Genomic DNA, 15,023 nt, shown 5'->3' on the forward strand with positions numbered 1-15,023 from the left:
ACCGCGCAGCCCTGACCGCGCAGCCCTGACCGCGCAGCCCTGACCGCGCAGCCCTGACCGCGCCCCGCTCAGCGCTCTCCCACAGGTGATCCGCTCAAGCTATCCACCACATACTCCGCTCAGGCGACCCACCGCCGGCGATCCCTCGAGCCGTCCAACGCAAGCCGCCCACTGGCGGCGATCTGCCCAGGCCACTCACCACCGCCGATCCCCGCTGGCGATCCGCCGCTGGCGATCCGCCGCTGGCGATCCGCCGCTGGCGATCCGCTCAGGCGGCCCACCTCAAATGCGCCCCCAGGCGCCGCAGCCGAACCGCCCCATCAAGCACTGCTCTCCCAAGCACTGCTCCCCGATCGCCACACCCAAAACGCAGCAACCCGGCTGCTCCCCACGCGCGCTTCTGACTCCGCGGAGGTGGATGATCATGAAATCAGGACATCCACTAGACGCGCTCAAGCGTGGATCCGGACATCAATCACTCGTCCGAGTGAAGAGCTCGGGCGACAGCGCCCGGTTGCGGACGTGGGAGGAGAACACGAGCGAGGTCGTCGTGTCGCCGTAGCGCTGCATCACCTCGACGAGTTCCTCCAGCTCGACCATCGACCGGCAGACGACCCGCAGCAGCCAGCAGTCGTCGCCGGTGACGTGGTCGGCGTCGAGGATCTGCGGCAGCACCAGGACCTGGGAGCGGAACCGCGGCGTGTCGAGCGACCGCACCCGCACGCGCACGATCGACTCGATCGGCAGGCCCAGCCGTGAAGGGGACACGACCGCGGTGAAGCCCGTGATCACGCCCAGCGACTCGAGGCGCCGCACCCGTTCGGTCACCGCCGGCGCGGACAGCGAGACGACGCGGCCCAGCGCGCTGAACGACATGCGGCCGTCCTGCTGCAGCAGCGACAGGATCTTCCAGTCCACGGCGTCGAGTTCCACCTGGAAATCATAAGGAGAACGTCCCGAACGCCTGGACTTCCGCATGTCCGAACTGGAGCGGTCCAAGCAGGATCGAAGGCATGACGAACGCACTGCGCTTCCCCGCCGCCGACCCGCACGCCGCTGCCGCCCACTTCGCCGCCGAGCTCGCGTTCGAGGCCGATCCCGACGACGTGCACCGCGACATGCAGGACGGCAACGTCCGGGGCTACGTCCTCGTGGAGACGCGCGCTCCGGAGGCGTTCGCGCAGGCTCGCATCCCCGGCGCGATCAACCTGCCCTACCGCGACCTGCCGGAGCGGCTCGACCTCGATCCGGACCTCGTCTACATCTGCTACTGCGAGAGCTTCCAGTGCAATGCGGCGACCAAGGGCGCCCTCGCGCTCGCGCAGCGGGGGTACCGCGTCAAGCGGCTCTCGGGCGGCATCACGGCCTGGCGGGAGGCCGGTTATCCGGTCGAGTCGGACCAGTTCGCCGCAGCGGGCGTATCCAAGGTCGCGTGTCATTGCTGACCTCGTCCGACATAGGCTCAACCGCGTGAACGCACCACGCCTGCTCGTCCTGCAGCCCTCGCAGTCAGACCCGCTGGCCAAGCTCGGGGACTGGCTCGAGGCCGAAGGCATCGACCTCCACCTCGTGGCGCTCAAGGACGAGCCCGCGCCGGAGAACCTCGACGGCTACCAGGGCGTCGTCTGTCTCGGTGGCGAGATGGGCGCGCTCGACGACCTCGACCACCCGTGGCTCGCGGACGCCCGCCGGCTGCTGTCGAGCGCTGTGTCGAAGCGGCTGCCCACCCTCGCGATCTGCCTCGGTGCGCAGCTGCTCGCGGCCGCCACCGGTGGTCAGGTCCGCAAGGGACCGCAGGGGCCCGAGGTCGGGGTGCTGCTGGTGGCGAAGCGCGACGCCGCGGCCGGCGACCCGCTGTTCGCGGACCTGCCGTTCACGCCGGACGTGCTGCAGTTCCACAACGACGAGGTGCACCTGCTGCCGCCCGGCGCGGAGCACCTCGCGGCGTCCCCGAAATATCCGAATCAGGCGTTCCGTGTCGGGGAGAGCGCTTACGGCCTCCAGTTCCACATCGAGACGACGCCGGAAATCGTCTTGAACTGGGCCGCCAAAGATCCTGAATCGGCTTCGTGTGCGCGAGCTCACCACTTCGACCAGGAGTTCCTCGAGCAGGCGCACCGCGACTTCGAAGAGGTGTGGCAGCCGTTCGTCGGCCGATTCGCGAAACTCGTTCGGGGAGAACTGTTGCCGGCGATGGGCTCAGGGACACAACTTCCGCTGGTGTGACGTTACTTTCGTAGGTTTTAAGACATCCTCCGTTGGCGGTACCGTAATCTCCTGGACAGCTTGTTCGATCCAGCCGGAGGATCACTGTGGATCCCGCTCTTGTGGTGATCATCGTCGTCATCACCGCTCTCATCTTCGATTTCACCAACGGGTTCCACGACACGGCCAACGCCATGGCCACCTCCATCGCCACGGGTGCGTTGAAGCCCCGCACGGCGGTCGCGCTGTCGGCGGTTCTCAACCTCGTGGGCGCCTTCCTCTCCGTGGAGGTCGCCAAGACCATCTCCGGCGGCATCGTCGACGACGCGCAGATCACGCCCGCCATCATCTTCGGCGGGCTGGTCGGCGCGATCATGTGGAACCTCGTCACCTGGTACGTCGGCCTGCCGTCGAGCTCGTCGCACGCCTTGTTCGGCGGCCTGATCGGTGCGGCCTGGGTCGCGTCCGGTGTGGACGCCATCCACTTCGCCAAGGTCGTCGACAAGGTCCTGGTGCCCGCGATCGTCGCGCCACTGGTCGCCGGGCTGGTCGCGGCCATCGCCACGATCGTCGTCTACCGGCTCAAGAAGGCGGCGGACCCGCGCGTCGCGCACACCGGCTTCAAGGTCGGCCAGGTCGCGTCCGCCTCGCTCGTCTCCCTCGCGCACGGCACGAACGACGCGCAGAAGACCATGGGCATCATCACGCTCGCGCTGATCACGTCCGGTTCGCTCGCTCCCGGCTCCGGCCCGCCCACCTGGGTGATCGTCAGCGCCGGTCTCGCGATCGCGGCGGGCACGTACCTCGGCGGCTGGCGCATCACGCACACGCTGGGCCGCGGCCTGACGACCATCGAGCCCGCGCAGGGCTTCGCGGCGCAGACCTCGACGGCCACGGCGATCCTCGCGTCGTCGCACCTCGGCTTCGCACTGTCCACCACGCACGTCGCGTCCGGCGGCATCATGGGCTCCGGCCTCGGCCGCGACCGCAACGGCGTCAACTGGGGCACCATGGGCAAGATGGCGGCCGGCTGGCTGTTCACGCTGCCCGCCGCCGGCATCGTCGGAGCGCTCGCGGGCAAGTGGGCGTCGACCGGCACCGTCGGCATCATCGGCGTCGCCACCATCGGCATCGTGGTGTCGCTCGGCATCTGGATCATGGCGCGCCGTGAGCCGGTCAAGCCGGAGCACATCGTCGACGAGGTCGCGGCGCAGGCCGAGCTGCACAAGGTGGCGGCATGAAGGTCGACTGGACGGCGCTTCTCCAGGTCTTCGGCGCCACGCTGCTGGTCACGGTTCTGGTCGTGACGTTGTTCGTCGTCGGCATCCGCGCACTGTCGGGTGACAAGAAGGTGCCCGCGTACGCGAGCTTCGCCGGTTGCGTCGCCGTCGTGCTCTACGGACTCTCACTGATCGTCTTCTAGCCGTGTGAGGGCATTAGGGTTGGCTCACGATGAGCGAACCAGTGCGCCACGCGTCACCAGCAAGATTCGGGCTCACCGAACCGCGCAGCGAGGAAGTGCTGCGCGGCCTCGGCCTGTGGGCCGACCGCCGGCCCACCGAGGGCTCCGAAGCGGTGTTGTCCGCGTTGTCCCGCTGCCCCGATCCGGACCTCGCGCTGCGCGGCTTGGAACGCCTCCAAGCTGTCGCCGACTGGGATGCCCTGTCGGCCGCGCTGCACAAGGACGTCGTGGTGCGCGGGCGTCTGCTCGCGGTGCTCGGCTCGTCCACCGCGCTCTCGGACTTCCTCGTCGCGAACCCCGGCCGGTGGCGTTCGCTGACCGACGAGGTCGACGTGTCGCTGGAGCTGGCGGACGGCGACGTGCTGCGCACGGAGTACCGGGCGAAGCTGCTGCTCGTTGCCGCGAACGACCTCGCGCACGTCGTTGAGCCCGAGCTGCCGTACGTCCCGTACGACACCGTGGCGGCGCAGCTGTCCGATCTGGCCGTGTCGGCGCTGAAGGCGTCGCTGAAGCTCGCGGCGGAGCGGGTGAACGGCGCGGACCGCTGCCGGCTCGCGGTGATCGCGATGGGCAAGTGCGGCGCGAACGAGCTGAACTACGTGAGCGACGTCGACGTCGTGTTCGTCGCCGAGGGCGACCTGGGGGTGGCGACGCGGCTGGCCAGCACGATGATGCAGATCGCCGGTCAGTCGTGCTTCGAGGTCGACGCGGCGCTGCGGCCCGAGGGCAAGGCGGGCGCGCTGGTCCGCACGCTGGACGGGCACGCGTCGTACTACAAGAAGTGGGCGCGGACCTGGGAGTTCCAGGCGCTGCTGAAGGCACGGCCGGTCGCCGGTGACGCCGAGCTGGGGCAGGCGTACCTCGACGTCGTGCGACCCTACGTGTGGACGGCGGCCGAGCGCGAGAACTTCGTCGAGGACGTGCAGGCCATGCGGCGCCGGGTCGAGGACCACGTGCCGACCGGGCTCGCCGAACGCGAGTTGAAGCTCGGCCGCGGCGGTCTGCGCGACGTGGAGTTCGCGGTCCAGCTGCTGCAGCTCGTCCACGGGCGTTCCGACGAGGACCTGCGCATCCAGGCGACGACGGCCGCGCTGGCCGCGCTGGGCCAGGGCGGGTACGTCGGTCGCGAGGACGCGGCGGAGTTCGGGCGCTCGTACCGGTTCCTGCGCACGCTGGAGCACCGGCTGCAGCTGCAGCGTTTACTGCGCACGCACCTGTTCCCGGCCGACGACGACGCGACGGCGTTGCGGTGGCTGGCGCGTTCGGTGGGGCTCGCGGCGGACGGGCAGAAGTCCGAGGGGCAGGTGCTGCTCGCGGAGTTCCGCAAGCACGCCAACCAGGTCCGGCGGCTGCACGAGAAGCTGTTCTACCGGCCGCTGCTGCAGTCCGTCGCGGGCGTGCCGACCGAGGCGTTGCGGCTCACCACGAAGGAGGCCGTGGCTCGGCTGGCGGCGTTGGGGTACATGTCCGCGGACGGCGCGTTGCGGCACATCCAGGCGTTGACGCACGGGATGTCGCGGCGGGCCCGCATCCAGGGTGCCCTGTTGCCGGTGCTGCTCGACCTCTTCGCCGGCACGCCCGATCCGGACGGCGGGCTGCTCGCGTACCGGAAGGTGTCCGAAGCACTCGCGGAAACCCCCTGGTACCTGAGGCTTCTGCGTGACGAGGGCGCTGTCGTCCAACGGCTCGCCGTGCTGCTGGGCACGTCGCGCTTCGTGCCGGACCTGCTGGTGCGCGCGCCGGAGGTGATGCGGCTGCTCGCCGACACCGAGGCGCTGGTCGGCGGTGATCCGCACTCGATCGGGAAACCCCTGCGCAGCGCCGTTTCCCGGTACGGCGACGCGGCGCGGGCGATCGCGGCGGCACGGTCGTTGCGGCGCCACGAGATGCTGCGGATCGCCGCGGCGGACCTGCTGGGCTTCATGCCGCTGGAGACGGTGTGCGTCTCGCTGTCCGAGGTGTGGGGTTCGGTGTTGCAGAGCGCTCTGGACGCGGCGGTGCGGTCGTCCGGCGAGTCCCTGGCGGCGGTGTCCGTGATCGGGATGGGCCGGCTCGGCGGGCACGAGCTCGGGTACGGCTCGGACGCGGACGTGATGTTCGTGTGCCGGCCGCACGAGGGCGTGTCCGACGCCGAGGCGGTGAAGTGGGCGAGCGGGGTCGTGGAGAAGATCCGGCGGCTGCTCGGCGCGCCGTCGCAGGACCCGCCGTTGCAGGTCGACGCGGACCTGCGGCCCGAGGGCAGGCAGGGGCCGCTGGTGCGGACGCTGGACTCCTACCGCGCGTACTACCGGCAGTGGGCCGAGCTCTGGGAGAAGCAGGCGCTGCTGCGCGCCCGGTTCATCGCGGGCGACGCCGCGCTGGGAGCCGACTTCGAGGAGCTGATCGAGCCGCTGCGGTACCCGGCCGCCGGTCTGGACGCGGCGTCCGTGCGGGAGATCCGGCGGATCAAGGCGCGGGTCGACGCGGAACGGCTGCCGCGCGGCGCCGATCCGGGCACGCACACCAAGCTCGGGCGCGGCGGGCTCGCGGACGTCGAGTGGACCGTGCAGTTGTTGCAGCTGCAACACTCCGGCGCGGTGCCCGGCCTGCGCACACCGTCCACAATGGCCGCCATGGGAGCGGCCGTCGAGGCCGGTCTGCTCGCCGCCGACGACGCCACCGCGCTGACCACCGCGTGGAACCTCGCGACGCAGGCGCGCAACGCCGTGATGCTGGTGAAGGGCAAGGCCTCTGATCAACTGCCGACGTCCGGGCGTGACCTCGTCGCGGTCGCCTCGGTGATGGGCTACGCACCCGGTGGCGATCCGGGTGAGTTCCTGGAGGAGTACCGCAGGACCACTCGTCGTGCACGTGCGGTGGCGGAGCGTGTCTTCTACGGTGAGAAACCGTGAAAGCGATCGCGTACACCCGGTTCGGTGAAGCCGAGGTCATGTCGTTGCAGGAAGTGCCCGATCCGCTGGTCGGGCCCGATCACGTGCTGGTGGACGTGCGCGCGGCCGGGGTGAACCCGGTGGACTGCAAGATCAGAGCCGGGTACCTGCAGGGGCTGCTGCCGCACCACCTGCCGCTGATCCCCGGCTGGGACGTGGCGGGTGTGGTGCGGGCGGTCGGCATCGGCGTGTACGACTGGAAGCCGGGCGACGAGGTGCTCGCGTACGCGCGCAAGGACCACGTCCAGTTCGGCACCTGCGCCGAGTCGGTCTCGCTGCCGGACCGCATGATCGCGCGCAAACCGTCCACCGTGGACTTCGTGACCGCGGGCGCGTTGCCGCTGGCGGGGCTGACGGCGCTGCAGTCGTTGAAGGCGGCCGGCATCGGTTCCGGCGACGTCGTCCTGGTGCACGCGGCCGCCGGTGGCGTCGGGCACCTCCAGGTGCAGATCGCGCGGGAACTGGGCGCCTCACGGGTGATCGGCACAGCGTCGCCGCGCAACCACGACTTCGTGCGCTCGCTCGGCGCGGAACCGGTCGCCTACGGTGACGCGCTGGTCGACTCGGTCGCGGAGCTCGTCGGTGGCGACGGCCGGGTCGACGTGGTGGTCGACAACGCGGGAGGGCTCGCGTTCGACCAGTCGCTGCAGCTGGTGCGCGACCGGGCGCGGATGACGTCCATTGTGGATGGAGCACGGGCGCGGGAGAACGGCGTGGTCAACACCTGGGCGCGGCCTGACGCCGGGCAGACGCAGTGGCTGGTGGACCTGGTCGCGGCCGGGAAGCTGCGCGTCGAGGTGCAGCAGACTTTTCCGTTGGCGGAGGCCGTGAAGGCGCACAAGCTGCTCGAAGGTGGCCATGTGCGAGGAAAAGTTGTACTGACCGTCTGAAATCTTCAGGTATTTCTTCAGGTTCGGGGGCGCACCTCGCGGTGTGCCCCCGAACCTGGAACTGCTCAGTCCTCGTCGGAGTCGGGGTCCACCGCCGGAGCGCTGGTGTAGATCTCGACCACCCACTCCTCCTCCAACGCTTCCGCGTCGTCGGTGTCGGGCACGAGCCGGTTGTAGACGCGGACACCGAGGTCGAGCACGTCAGCGGCCTGGACCGCTTCGAGAGCATCGGGTGCCGAGTCGAAGATGTGGGTGGTGAGCAGCTGCGGAGCCGTGAATTCGGCGACATCTTGAGACACGCGCGGACCCTAGCGCATTGACGTTTCACCCAATCGAGATGAGACTGGGCGCGCTCAGTGGGGGAGCTGTGGTTCGTCGGGGGTCTAGCAGAGGAAGTCATGCAGCATCGCAGGGTCACGCGCCGAGGAAAGACCGTGATCGCCATCGCGGGCGTGGCTGCCGGTGTGCTCGCACTACTCGGTGTGATCGAGTATGCACTGAGTGGCAACAACTCCGCCGCGCAGCCCAACGTCACCGCCACGACGACTACGTCGAACGGTGTCGAAACCCCTGATGGCGCACTGGAAACGACAGAGCCGTCAGCGGAAGTGAAGGTCACCACGGGCTCGTTCAAGCAACAGCGCGGCATGCTGACCGTCGAGGTCACTCGCGTGGAAGCCGCGAACGGCCGCGTGAAGCTCTTCGTGACGGCCACGAACGCCTCCCAAGCCAGGATGACCCTCCCCGTGGTCGGCATCGCCGTTGTGGACGATCTGAACCGCACCTACGCGGCGTCGAGCAGCAAGTGGGACGGTCTCGTCACCCAGGGCACCACCACCTCGGGCACCGTCGTGCTCGACGAGAAGCTCGGCACGGGTGTGAACTCGCTCACTCTGACGTTCTCGTCGATCTCCGGCCAGTTCGCCCCGACGGGCGCCGCGATCACGATCGCGGGAATCCCGCTGCCGAAGTGATTTCCCGGCGGCACCGGGTACGCCTGATGCATGACGCAACGCGGAAGTGACCAGCACGGGTTCGCCAAGGACGACCACCTGAAGAAGGAGGTCGAGAACGAGCTGCGTGCCAACGGACCGACGCGCTCAGAGCCCTGGCGTGAGCCGGAGATGCTGGAGCCGGACGAAAATCCCGAGGAATCACGCGGCTAGGTGGCTAGCCTGGCGCCTTGTGAAGTACTTGTTCTTCTGGGGCCACCAGCCCGAACGTGACGGCGGCATCGGCAAGGGCTGCCTGTCGCAGTGGTGGCCGTGCACCTTCGTCGCCGACGGGCAGCAGTTCGCGTCCGCCGAGCACTACATGATGTGGCGCAAGGCTTTGCTCTTCGACGACACCGCCGTGGCCGAGCGCGTGCTGGCCGCCCGCACGCCGGGCGAGGCCAAGGCGCTGGGCCGGCAGGTCTCGGGCTTCTCCGACGACCAGTGGGTTTCCGCGCGCCTGGAGATCGTGGTCGAGGGCAACCTGGCGAAGTTCGGCCAGGACCCCGCACTGCGGTCCTACTTGCTGGGCACGGGTTCCCGCGTTCTCGTCGAGGCCAGCCCGCAGGACCGGGTGTGGGGTATCGGCCTCGTCGCGTCCGACCCGCGTGCCGCCGACCCCGCGCAGTGGCTGGGACTCAACCTGCTCGGCGAGGCCCTGATGGAGGTCCGCACCCGCCTCGCCGCGTGACACCAGTCCTCTTCGGATCATCACCTGAACCCCGCGGCCGCCCTGTACGTGTGTTCCAGCGTCAGGGAGATCCGGCAGGGGAGAACTGATGTTCAGCTACTCGGGACCGGCCCGGCTCATCTACGCGGACGGCAACGCGGTCGTGATGGACCGGGTCGATCTGATCGAGACCGTCGACGACGGCGGTCAGTGGCAGCTGTCCGGCGCGGGCACGGCCTCGGCGGAGCTCACCGGCGGTGAGGCGCGCATCAAGCTGCCGACCGGCGGTGAGGCCGACGTGCTCGTGTCGAACGTCCGGGTCAGCGGGGCGTCGTCCACCGCGACCCTGCTCGCCACCTAGAACGGCCGAAGGCCCGGCGGGGACGTCCCCACCGGGCCTTCGACGCGAAGCTCAGCCGATCACACGTCGTAGTAGAGCGCGAACTCGTAGGGGTTCGGGCGCAGACGCAGCGGGTCAATCTCCTGCTCGCGCTTGTACGAGATCCAGGTGTCGATCACGTCCGGCGTGAACACGCCACCCTCGAGCAGGAACTCGTGGTCCGCCTCGAGGTTGTCGAGCACGGCGTCCAGCGTCGCGGGGACCTGCTTGACGTCGCGGGCCTCCTCGGGCGGGAGCTCGTAGAGGTCCTTGTCGATCGGGGCCGGCGGCTCGATCTTGTTCTTCACGCCGTCGAGGCCCGCCATGACCATCGCCGAGAAGGCGAGGTACGGGTTGCCCGAGGAGTCGGGGCAGCGGAACTCGATGCGCTTGGCCTTCGGGTTGTTGCCCGTGATCGGGATGCGGACGCACGCCGAGCGGTTGCGCTGGGAGTAGACCAGCGAGACCGGGGCCTCGTAGCCCGGGACCAGGCGGTGGTAGGAGTTCACCGTCGGGTTGGTGAAGGCCAGCAGCGACGGCGCGTGGTGCAGGATGCCGCCGATGTAGTGGCGGGCGGTGTCGGAGAGACCCGCGTAGCCGCTCTCGTCGTGAAACAGCGGCGAGCCGTCCTTCCACAGCGACTGGTGCGTGTGCATGCCCGAGCCGTTGTCGCCGAACAGCGGCTTCGGCATGAAGGTGACGGTCTTGCCGGCCTGCCACGCGGTGTTCTTGATGATGTACTTGAACAGCATCAGGTCGTCCGCGGCGTGCAGCAGCGTGTTGAACTTGTAGTTGATCTCGGCCTGGCCGCCGGTGCCGACCTCGTGGTGGGCGCGCTCGACGGTGAAGCCCTGGGCCTCCATGTTGAGGACCATCTGGTCGCGCAGGTCGGCGTAGTGGTCGTTCGGGGTGACGGGGAAGTAGCCACCCTTGTACTTGACCTTGTAGCCGAGGTTGCCGCCCTCTTCCTCACGGCCGGTGTTCCACCAGCCGGAGACCGCGTCGACCTTGTGGAACGAGCCGTTCGCGGTGGTGTCGAACTGCACCGAGTCGAAGATGTAGAACTCGGCCTCGGCACCGAAGTACGCGGTGTCGGCGATGCCCGAGTCGGTGATGTACTGCTCGGCCTTGCGCGCGATGTTGCGCGGGTCGCGGCTGTACGCCTCACGCGTGAACGGGTCGTGCACGAAGAAGTTGACGATCAGCGTCTTCTCGATCCGGAACGGGTCGAGGCGCGCGGTGTACAGGTCGGGCAGCAGCAGCATGTCCGACTCGTGGATGGACTGGAAACCACGCACGGAGGAGCCGTCGAAGGCGAGTCCCTCTTCGATCGCGTCGGCGTCGAACGCCTTGGCGGGCAGCGTGAAGTGCTGCATCACGCCGGGCAGGTCGCTGAACCGCACGTCGACGAACTTGACGCCCTCGTCGGTGATGAACTTCAGCACCTCGTCGGAATTCTTGAACACCCTCGTCGACTCCTTGACTATGGACAACGGCTGGTCATCGCGAGTGACCGTATGTCGGCGGTGTTGCCCGTCCGTCACTCCGATGTTTCGCCAGTGTTAACGGGGCCGTCCAAGTGGGCAAGGCGACCTGCGGATGCTCACCCGTTGAGCACGGCTTTACTCTGGTGGGGTGAGCAGGTGGACCGGTTCGTGGCTGTCAGGACCCAATTCGGTGCTGTCGCCGGGTGAAGACTCGAACGACGGCACGCAACAGCGCTGGCGTGGTGAGCGTCACGGCTTCCCCAAGGAGGGGCCGGGCTCCATCGCCTCGATCGGGCGGCGCACGTTCGCCATCCTGGTCGACTTCCTCCTCGCCGCGGGCGTCGCGGCGGTCTTCACCCAGCCTGACCTGCCCAAGAACTGGAGCCTGCTGGCCTGGTTCGTGATCACGACTGTCGCCGTCGCGTTCTTCGGGTTCACCCCGGGGCACGCGCTGCTCGGGCTGCGGGTGGCGCGGATCGACGGCAAGACGTTCGTGCACCTGCCGCGCGCCCTGCTGCGCACCGTGCTCATCTTCCCGCTGATCCCGGCGCTGGTCTGGGACTCGGACGGCCGCTGCCTGCACGACAAGGCGGCCGGCACCGTCGTCATCAAGGTCCGCTAGCCACCGAGAACGCGAAGAGGCCCGCCGCACGAGATGTGCGGCGGGCCTCTTCACGCTGGTGGGAGCGGGTTCGGTCAGCCCCGGCGGCGCATGGCGCGCTGGACGTTGCGCATCTTCGCGCCCGCCGGCATCGGGCCCTTGGGCAGTGCGGCACCACGGCTGGCCAGCGCGGCGAGGCGGGTCTCCAGCGAGTCGACCTGGGCGGCCGTGATGTTGCGCGGCAGCTTCATCAGCTTCGACTGCAGCTTCTTCAGCGGGACCTGGCCCTCTTCGCTGCCGATGATGAAGTCGTAGATCGGGGTCTCGCCGACGACGCGGGCGATGCGCTTCTTCTCCTGCGCGAGGAGCGGCTTCACGCGCTGCGGCGCACCCTCGGCGACCAGGACGACGCCCGGCCGGCCCAGCACGCGGTGCACGGCGTCGAGCTGCGTGGTGCCCGCGACGGCGGGCGTGACGCGCCAGCGGCCGCGCAGGTTCTCGAGCGCCCAGGCGCCGGCGCCCGGCTGGCCGTCCGCCTTGCGGAAGACGTTGCTCTGGACGCGGCGGCCGAAGATGATGACGGCCAGCAGCGCGCCGATCGCGACGCCCAGCGGTACGAACATCCACACGGCGTTGAAGACGATGCCCAGGACCACGGCGATCGCGGTGACACCGAGCAGGGCGCCCAGCATCATCGGGATGAGCGCCTTGTCCTCGCGGCGCTGCATCTTGAACGCCTCGAAGATCTGCTTGCGCCGCGCGCGTGAAGCCGCGCGGCGAACCTTCGCCGCTTCCTTCGCCGCCGCCTTGTCCTGCTTACCAGCCATACCCACAGGGTACTGGCCGAAATTCTCGAACACAGCGGGAGCCTGACTTAGCACAGCTCGGCCATCTGCGAGACTGCCGGGCATGGACGCGTTGCTGGAGGGACTCGATCCGGAACAGCGCGCCGCGGTGGAGGCCCCGCGTGGCCCCGTGTGCGTGCTCGCGGGTGCCGGCACAGGTAAGACGCGCACCATCACGCACCGCATCGCCTACCTGTGCCAGCGCGGCCACGTCGCTCCGTCGCAGGTCCTCGCCGTCACGTTCACCAAGCGCGCCGCGGGGGAGATGCGCACACGTTTGCGCTCTCTGGACGTGCACGGCGCACAGGCCGTGACCTTCCACGCCGCCGCCTCACGCCAGCTGCGTTACTTCTGGCCGCGCGTCATCGGCGGTCCGCGCTGGGAGCTCGTCGACCAGAAGATCCGCGTCGTCGCCCGCGCCGCGTCCCGGCTGGGGATGCCGACCGAGTCGGACGCGCTGCGCGACCTGACCAGCGAGATCGAGTGGGCGAAGGCGTCCCTGCTGACGCCGGAGGACTACCCGGCCGCCGCCGCTCGCGCCGCGCGGGACATCCCGGCGCCCGCCGAACAGATCATGAAGCTCTACACGACCTACGAGCAGCTCAAGACCGAGGCGCAGCTGCTCGACTTCGACGACCTGCTGCTCTACACGGCGGGCGCGCTGGAGGACAACGCGGAGGTCGCGCAGGAGTTCCGCGACCGCTACCGCTGCTTCGTCGTGGACGAGTACCAGGACGTGACGCCGCTGCAGCAGCGCGTGCTCGACTCGTGGCTGGGCGCTCGCGACGACCTGACCGTGGTCGGCGACGCGAACCAGACCATCTACTCCTTCGCGGGCGCCTCACCGCAGCCGCTGCTCAACTTCGGGCGCCGGTTCCCCGAGGCGGTCGTCGTGCGGCTGGAGCGCGACTACCGGTCGACGCCGCAGGTCGTCGAGCTGGCCAACGACGTGATCAAGTGGGCCCGCGGGCGTCCGGCCGGCTCACGCCTGCAGCTGATCGGGCAGCGGCCGGACGGGCCGAAGCCGCGGTTCCACGAGTTCGACGACGAGCCGAGCGAGGCCGACGCCGTCGCGGGCCGCGTCAAGACGCTGCTCGACGAGGGCGTCGCGGCGTCCGAGATCGCGATCCTCTACCGCGTCAACGCGCAGTCCGAGGTGTACGAACAGGCGCTCGCCGGGCTCGGCATCCCGTACCTGGTGCGCGGAGGTGAGCGGTTCTTCGAACGCGCCGAGGTGCGCCAGGCGATGATCACGCTGCGCTCGTCGGGCGCTCCCGACGGGAGCCTTCCCGAGGTCGTGCGCTCGGCGCTCCACCGCGTCGGGCTGACCGACGAGCCGCCGACCGGCGGCAGCGCGCGGGAACGCTGGGAGTCGCTGCTCGCGATCGTCGAGCTCGCCGAGGAGTTCGCCGCCGCCACGCCCGACGCCGACCTGCCGAGGTTCTGCGTCGAGCTGGACATGCGTGCCGAAGCGCAGCACCCGCCGACGGTCGAAGGCGTGACGCTGGCGTCGCTGCACGCGTCGAAGGGCCTCGAGTGGGACGCGGTGTTCCTCGTCGGACTGGTCGAGGGCACGATGCCGATCCAGTACGCGGACGGCGACGAGGCGAAGATCGAAGAAGAACGCCGCCTTCTGTACGTAGGTGTCACGCGCGCGCGTGAGCACATCTGGCTCTCCTGGGCGCTGGCCCGCGCCGCCGGCGGACGCAAGTACCGGCGCCGTTCGCGGTTCCTCTACAGCCTCGTTCCCGAGAACCACCCGGCCGCACGGGTGTCCGGTGGCGCGCAACGGCCTCCTCTCATGAAGAAGGAGAAGCCGACCTGCCGGGTGTGCGCGTCGACGCTGGTCGAGGCACAGGCCGTCAAGCTCGGCCGATGCAGGTCCTGTCCGTCCGATGTGGACGAGGAGCTGCTCGAGTCGCTGCGCCGGTGGCGCGCGGGACGGGCGCGGGAGCTGAAGGTGCCCGCGTACGTCGTCTTCACCGACGCGACCCTGATGGCGATCGCGGAGCAGCGACCCACGGATTCGGCCGGACTGGTCGCGATCTCGGGCATCGGCGCCTCGAAGCTTGATAAGTTCGGCGACGACGTGTTGGGCCTGGTCCGAGCCGGTGTCGGGTACTCCGCCACCTGATCGGGACAAGTTTCGTTAAATAGGTTGCGAGCCCCAGGTACGGGGTCATAACCTGCTCATGCCGGGTCCGGAGGACCCGTCTGGGGAAGAAGAACTACTACTAGCTCTCGATGCAGAGCTCTCTCGTTCGGAGGAGGTGGCCCGTTGTGAAGATCTTCAGCATCTCCCGCGCGCTCGGCCTCCCGTTGACCGGGGGCTTCTGCACGTCCGCATCCGCTCAGGCCATGTGGCACACCTCTGCCCACAAGCCAGTGGCGCTGCTGGGTCGTGAGCGGGGCACCGCTCTGCGCGGCACCGCTCTGGCGGGAGCCGAAGTGCGCACCGAGCAGCCGATCGCGCTGCCGGTCATCGATGACGTCGACAACTACACGAATGCGCTGTCCGCGCATCAAGTGAGAAGGCTTCTGCCGACCCCATAGAAGGGGTCG

At 69.1% G+C, this 15,023-nt stretch carries 17 protein-coding genes; 13 read left to right on the forward strand and 4 right to left on the reverse strand.

Features of this window, described 5'->3' with window-relative positions:
- Positions 1-471: 471 nt before the first annotated feature.
- Complete coding sequence (locus ORI60_RS20830) at positions 472-933, reverse strand: Lrp/AsnC family transcriptional regulator (RefSeq protein WP_266039393.1); 462 nt, start codon at positions 931-933, stop codon at positions 472-474.
- Between the two features lie 80 nt (positions 934-1,013).
- Here ORI60_RS20830 and ORI60_RS20835 point away from each other — a divergent pair, with 80 nt between their 5' ends.
- The 6 genes from ORI60_RS20835 (at position 1,014) to ORI60_RS20860 (ending at position 7,487) form a co-directional block, all read left to right on the forward strand.
- Complete coding sequence (locus ORI60_RS20835; RefSeq protein ID WP_266039395.1) at positions 1,014-1,445, forward strand: rhodanese-like domain-containing protein; 432 nt, start codon at positions 1,014-1,016, stop codon at positions 1,443-1,445.
- A gap of 25 nt (positions 1,446-1,470) precedes the next feature.
- Complete coding sequence (locus ORI60_RS20840; RefSeq protein ID WP_266039396.1) at positions 1,471-2,226, forward strand: type 1 glutamine amidotransferase; 756 nt, start codon at positions 1,471-1,473, stop codon at positions 2,224-2,226.
- An 86-nt stretch (positions 2,227-2,312) separates the two neighbouring features.
- Positions 2,313-3,446, forward strand: coding sequence for an inorganic phosphate transporter (locus ORI60_RS20845; RefSeq protein ID WP_266039397.1), 1,134 nt, complete (start codon positions 2,313-2,315; stop codon positions 3,444-3,446).
- The gene (locus ORI60_RS20850; protein ID WP_089921782.1) at positions 3,443-3,628 is read left to right on the forward strand and encodes a hypothetical protein; all 186 of its coding nucleotides are present in this window, start codon (positions 3,443-3,445) and stop codon (positions 3,626-3,628) included. Before ORI60_RS20845 ends, ORI60_RS20850 begins: the two co-directional genes overlap by 4 nt.
- Before the next feature lie 29 nt (positions 3,629-3,657).
- Positions 3,658-6,558 carry a bifunctional [glutamine synthetase] adenylyltransferase/[glutamine synthetase]-adenylyl-L-tyrosine phosphorylase gene (locus ORI60_RS20855; RefSeq protein WP_266039398.1) on the forward strand — a complete coding sequence of 967 codons (2,901 nt, stop codon included), beginning with the start codon at positions 3,658-3,660 and terminating at the stop codon, positions 6,556-6,558.
- Positions 6,555-7,487: an NADP-dependent oxidoreductase gene (locus ORI60_RS20860; RefSeq protein WP_266039399.1), complete on the forward strand. Its 933-nt coding sequence runs from the start codon at positions 6,555-6,557 to the stop codon at positions 7,485-7,487. The genes ORI60_RS20855 and ORI60_RS20860 overlap by 4 nt, the downstream gene beginning before the upstream one ends.
- A gap of 65 nt (positions 7,488-7,552) precedes the next feature.
- On the opposite strand, the gene ORI60_RS20865 is transcribed toward ORI60_RS20860, so the two are convergent.
- On the reverse strand, positions 7,553-7,786 hold the full coding sequence (locus ORI60_RS20865) for a hypothetical protein (protein ID WP_266039400.1): 234 nt from the start codon (positions 7,784-7,786) through the stop codon (positions 7,553-7,555).
- Between the two features lie 135 nt (positions 7,787-7,921).
- On the opposite strand from ORI60_RS20865, the gene ORI60_RS20870 reads away from it, so the two are divergent.
- The 4 genes from ORI60_RS20870 to ORI60_RS20885 all read left to right on the forward strand — a co-directional run bounded on the left by ORI60_RS20870 (position 7,922) and on the right by ORI60_RS20885 (position 9,510).
- A complete protein-coding gene (locus tag ORI60_RS20870; protein WP_266039401.1) occupies positions 7,922-8,461 on the forward strand; it encodes a hypothetical protein in 540 nt (179 codons plus the stop codon).
- A 30-nt stretch (positions 8,462-8,491) separates the two neighbouring features.
- Complete coding sequence (locus ORI60_RS20875) at positions 8,492-8,653, forward strand: hypothetical protein (RefSeq protein ID WP_266039402.1); 162 nt, start codon at positions 8,492-8,494, stop codon at positions 8,651-8,653.
- Between the two features lie 19 nt (positions 8,654-8,672).
- Positions 8,673-9,170: an NADAR family protein gene (locus ORI60_RS20880; protein WP_266039404.1), complete on the forward strand. Its 498-nt coding sequence runs from the start codon at positions 8,673-8,675 to the stop codon at positions 9,168-9,170.
- Positions 9,171-9,258: 88 nt separating this feature from the next.
- Positions 9,259-9,510, forward strand: coding sequence for a hypothetical protein (locus tag ORI60_RS20885; RefSeq protein WP_266039405.1), 252 nt, complete (start codon positions 9,259-9,261; stop codon positions 9,508-9,510).
- 59 nt (positions 9,511-9,569) lie between these two features.
- Here ORI60_RS20885 and glnA read toward each other — a convergent pair whose 3' ends face one another.
- Positions 9,570-10,994, reverse strand: a complete 1,425-nt coding sequence (glnA, locus tag ORI60_RS20890) for a type I glutamate--ammonia ligase (RefSeq protein WP_266039406.1) — start codon at positions 10,992-10,994, stop codon at positions 9,570-9,572.
- Between the two features lie 169 nt (positions 10,995-11,163).
- Here glnA and ORI60_RS20895 point away from each other — a divergent pair, with 169 nt between their 5' ends.
- Positions 11,164-11,637, forward strand: coding sequence for an RDD family protein (locus ORI60_RS20895; protein WP_266039407.1), 474 nt, complete (start codon positions 11,164-11,166; stop codon positions 11,635-11,637).
- Between the two features lie 74 nt (positions 11,638-11,711).
- On the opposite strand, the gene ORI60_RS20900 is transcribed toward ORI60_RS20895, so the two are convergent.
- Positions 11,712-12,443, reverse strand: coding sequence for a DUF4191 domain-containing protein (locus tag ORI60_RS20900; protein WP_266039408.1), 732 nt, complete (start codon positions 12,441-12,443; stop codon positions 11,712-11,714).
- 82 nt (positions 12,444-12,525) lie between these two features.
- Here ORI60_RS20900 and ORI60_RS20905 point away from each other — a divergent pair, with 82 nt between their 5' ends.
- Both ORI60_RS20905 and ORI60_RS20910 read left to right on the forward strand, forming a co-directional pair.
- Positions 12,526-14,595 (forward strand): ATP-dependent DNA helicase UvrD2, encoded by a 2,070-nt coding sequence (locus tag ORI60_RS20905; protein WP_266039409.1) that lies wholly within the window; start codon positions 12,526-12,528, stop codon positions 14,593-14,595.
- A gap of 146 nt (positions 14,596-14,741) precedes the next feature.
- Entirely contained in the window at positions 14,742-15,014 is a 273-nt protein-coding gene (locus ORI60_RS20910) for a hypothetical protein (protein ID WP_266039411.1), read from the forward strand.
- The last annotated feature ends 9 nt before the right edge of the window (positions 15,015-15,023 follow it).

This window comes from Lentzea sp. NEAU-D7 (assembly GCF_026242055.1).
Taxonomy (GTDB): Bacteria; Actinomycetota; Actinomycetes; order Mycobacteriales; family Pseudonocardiaceae; genus Lentzea.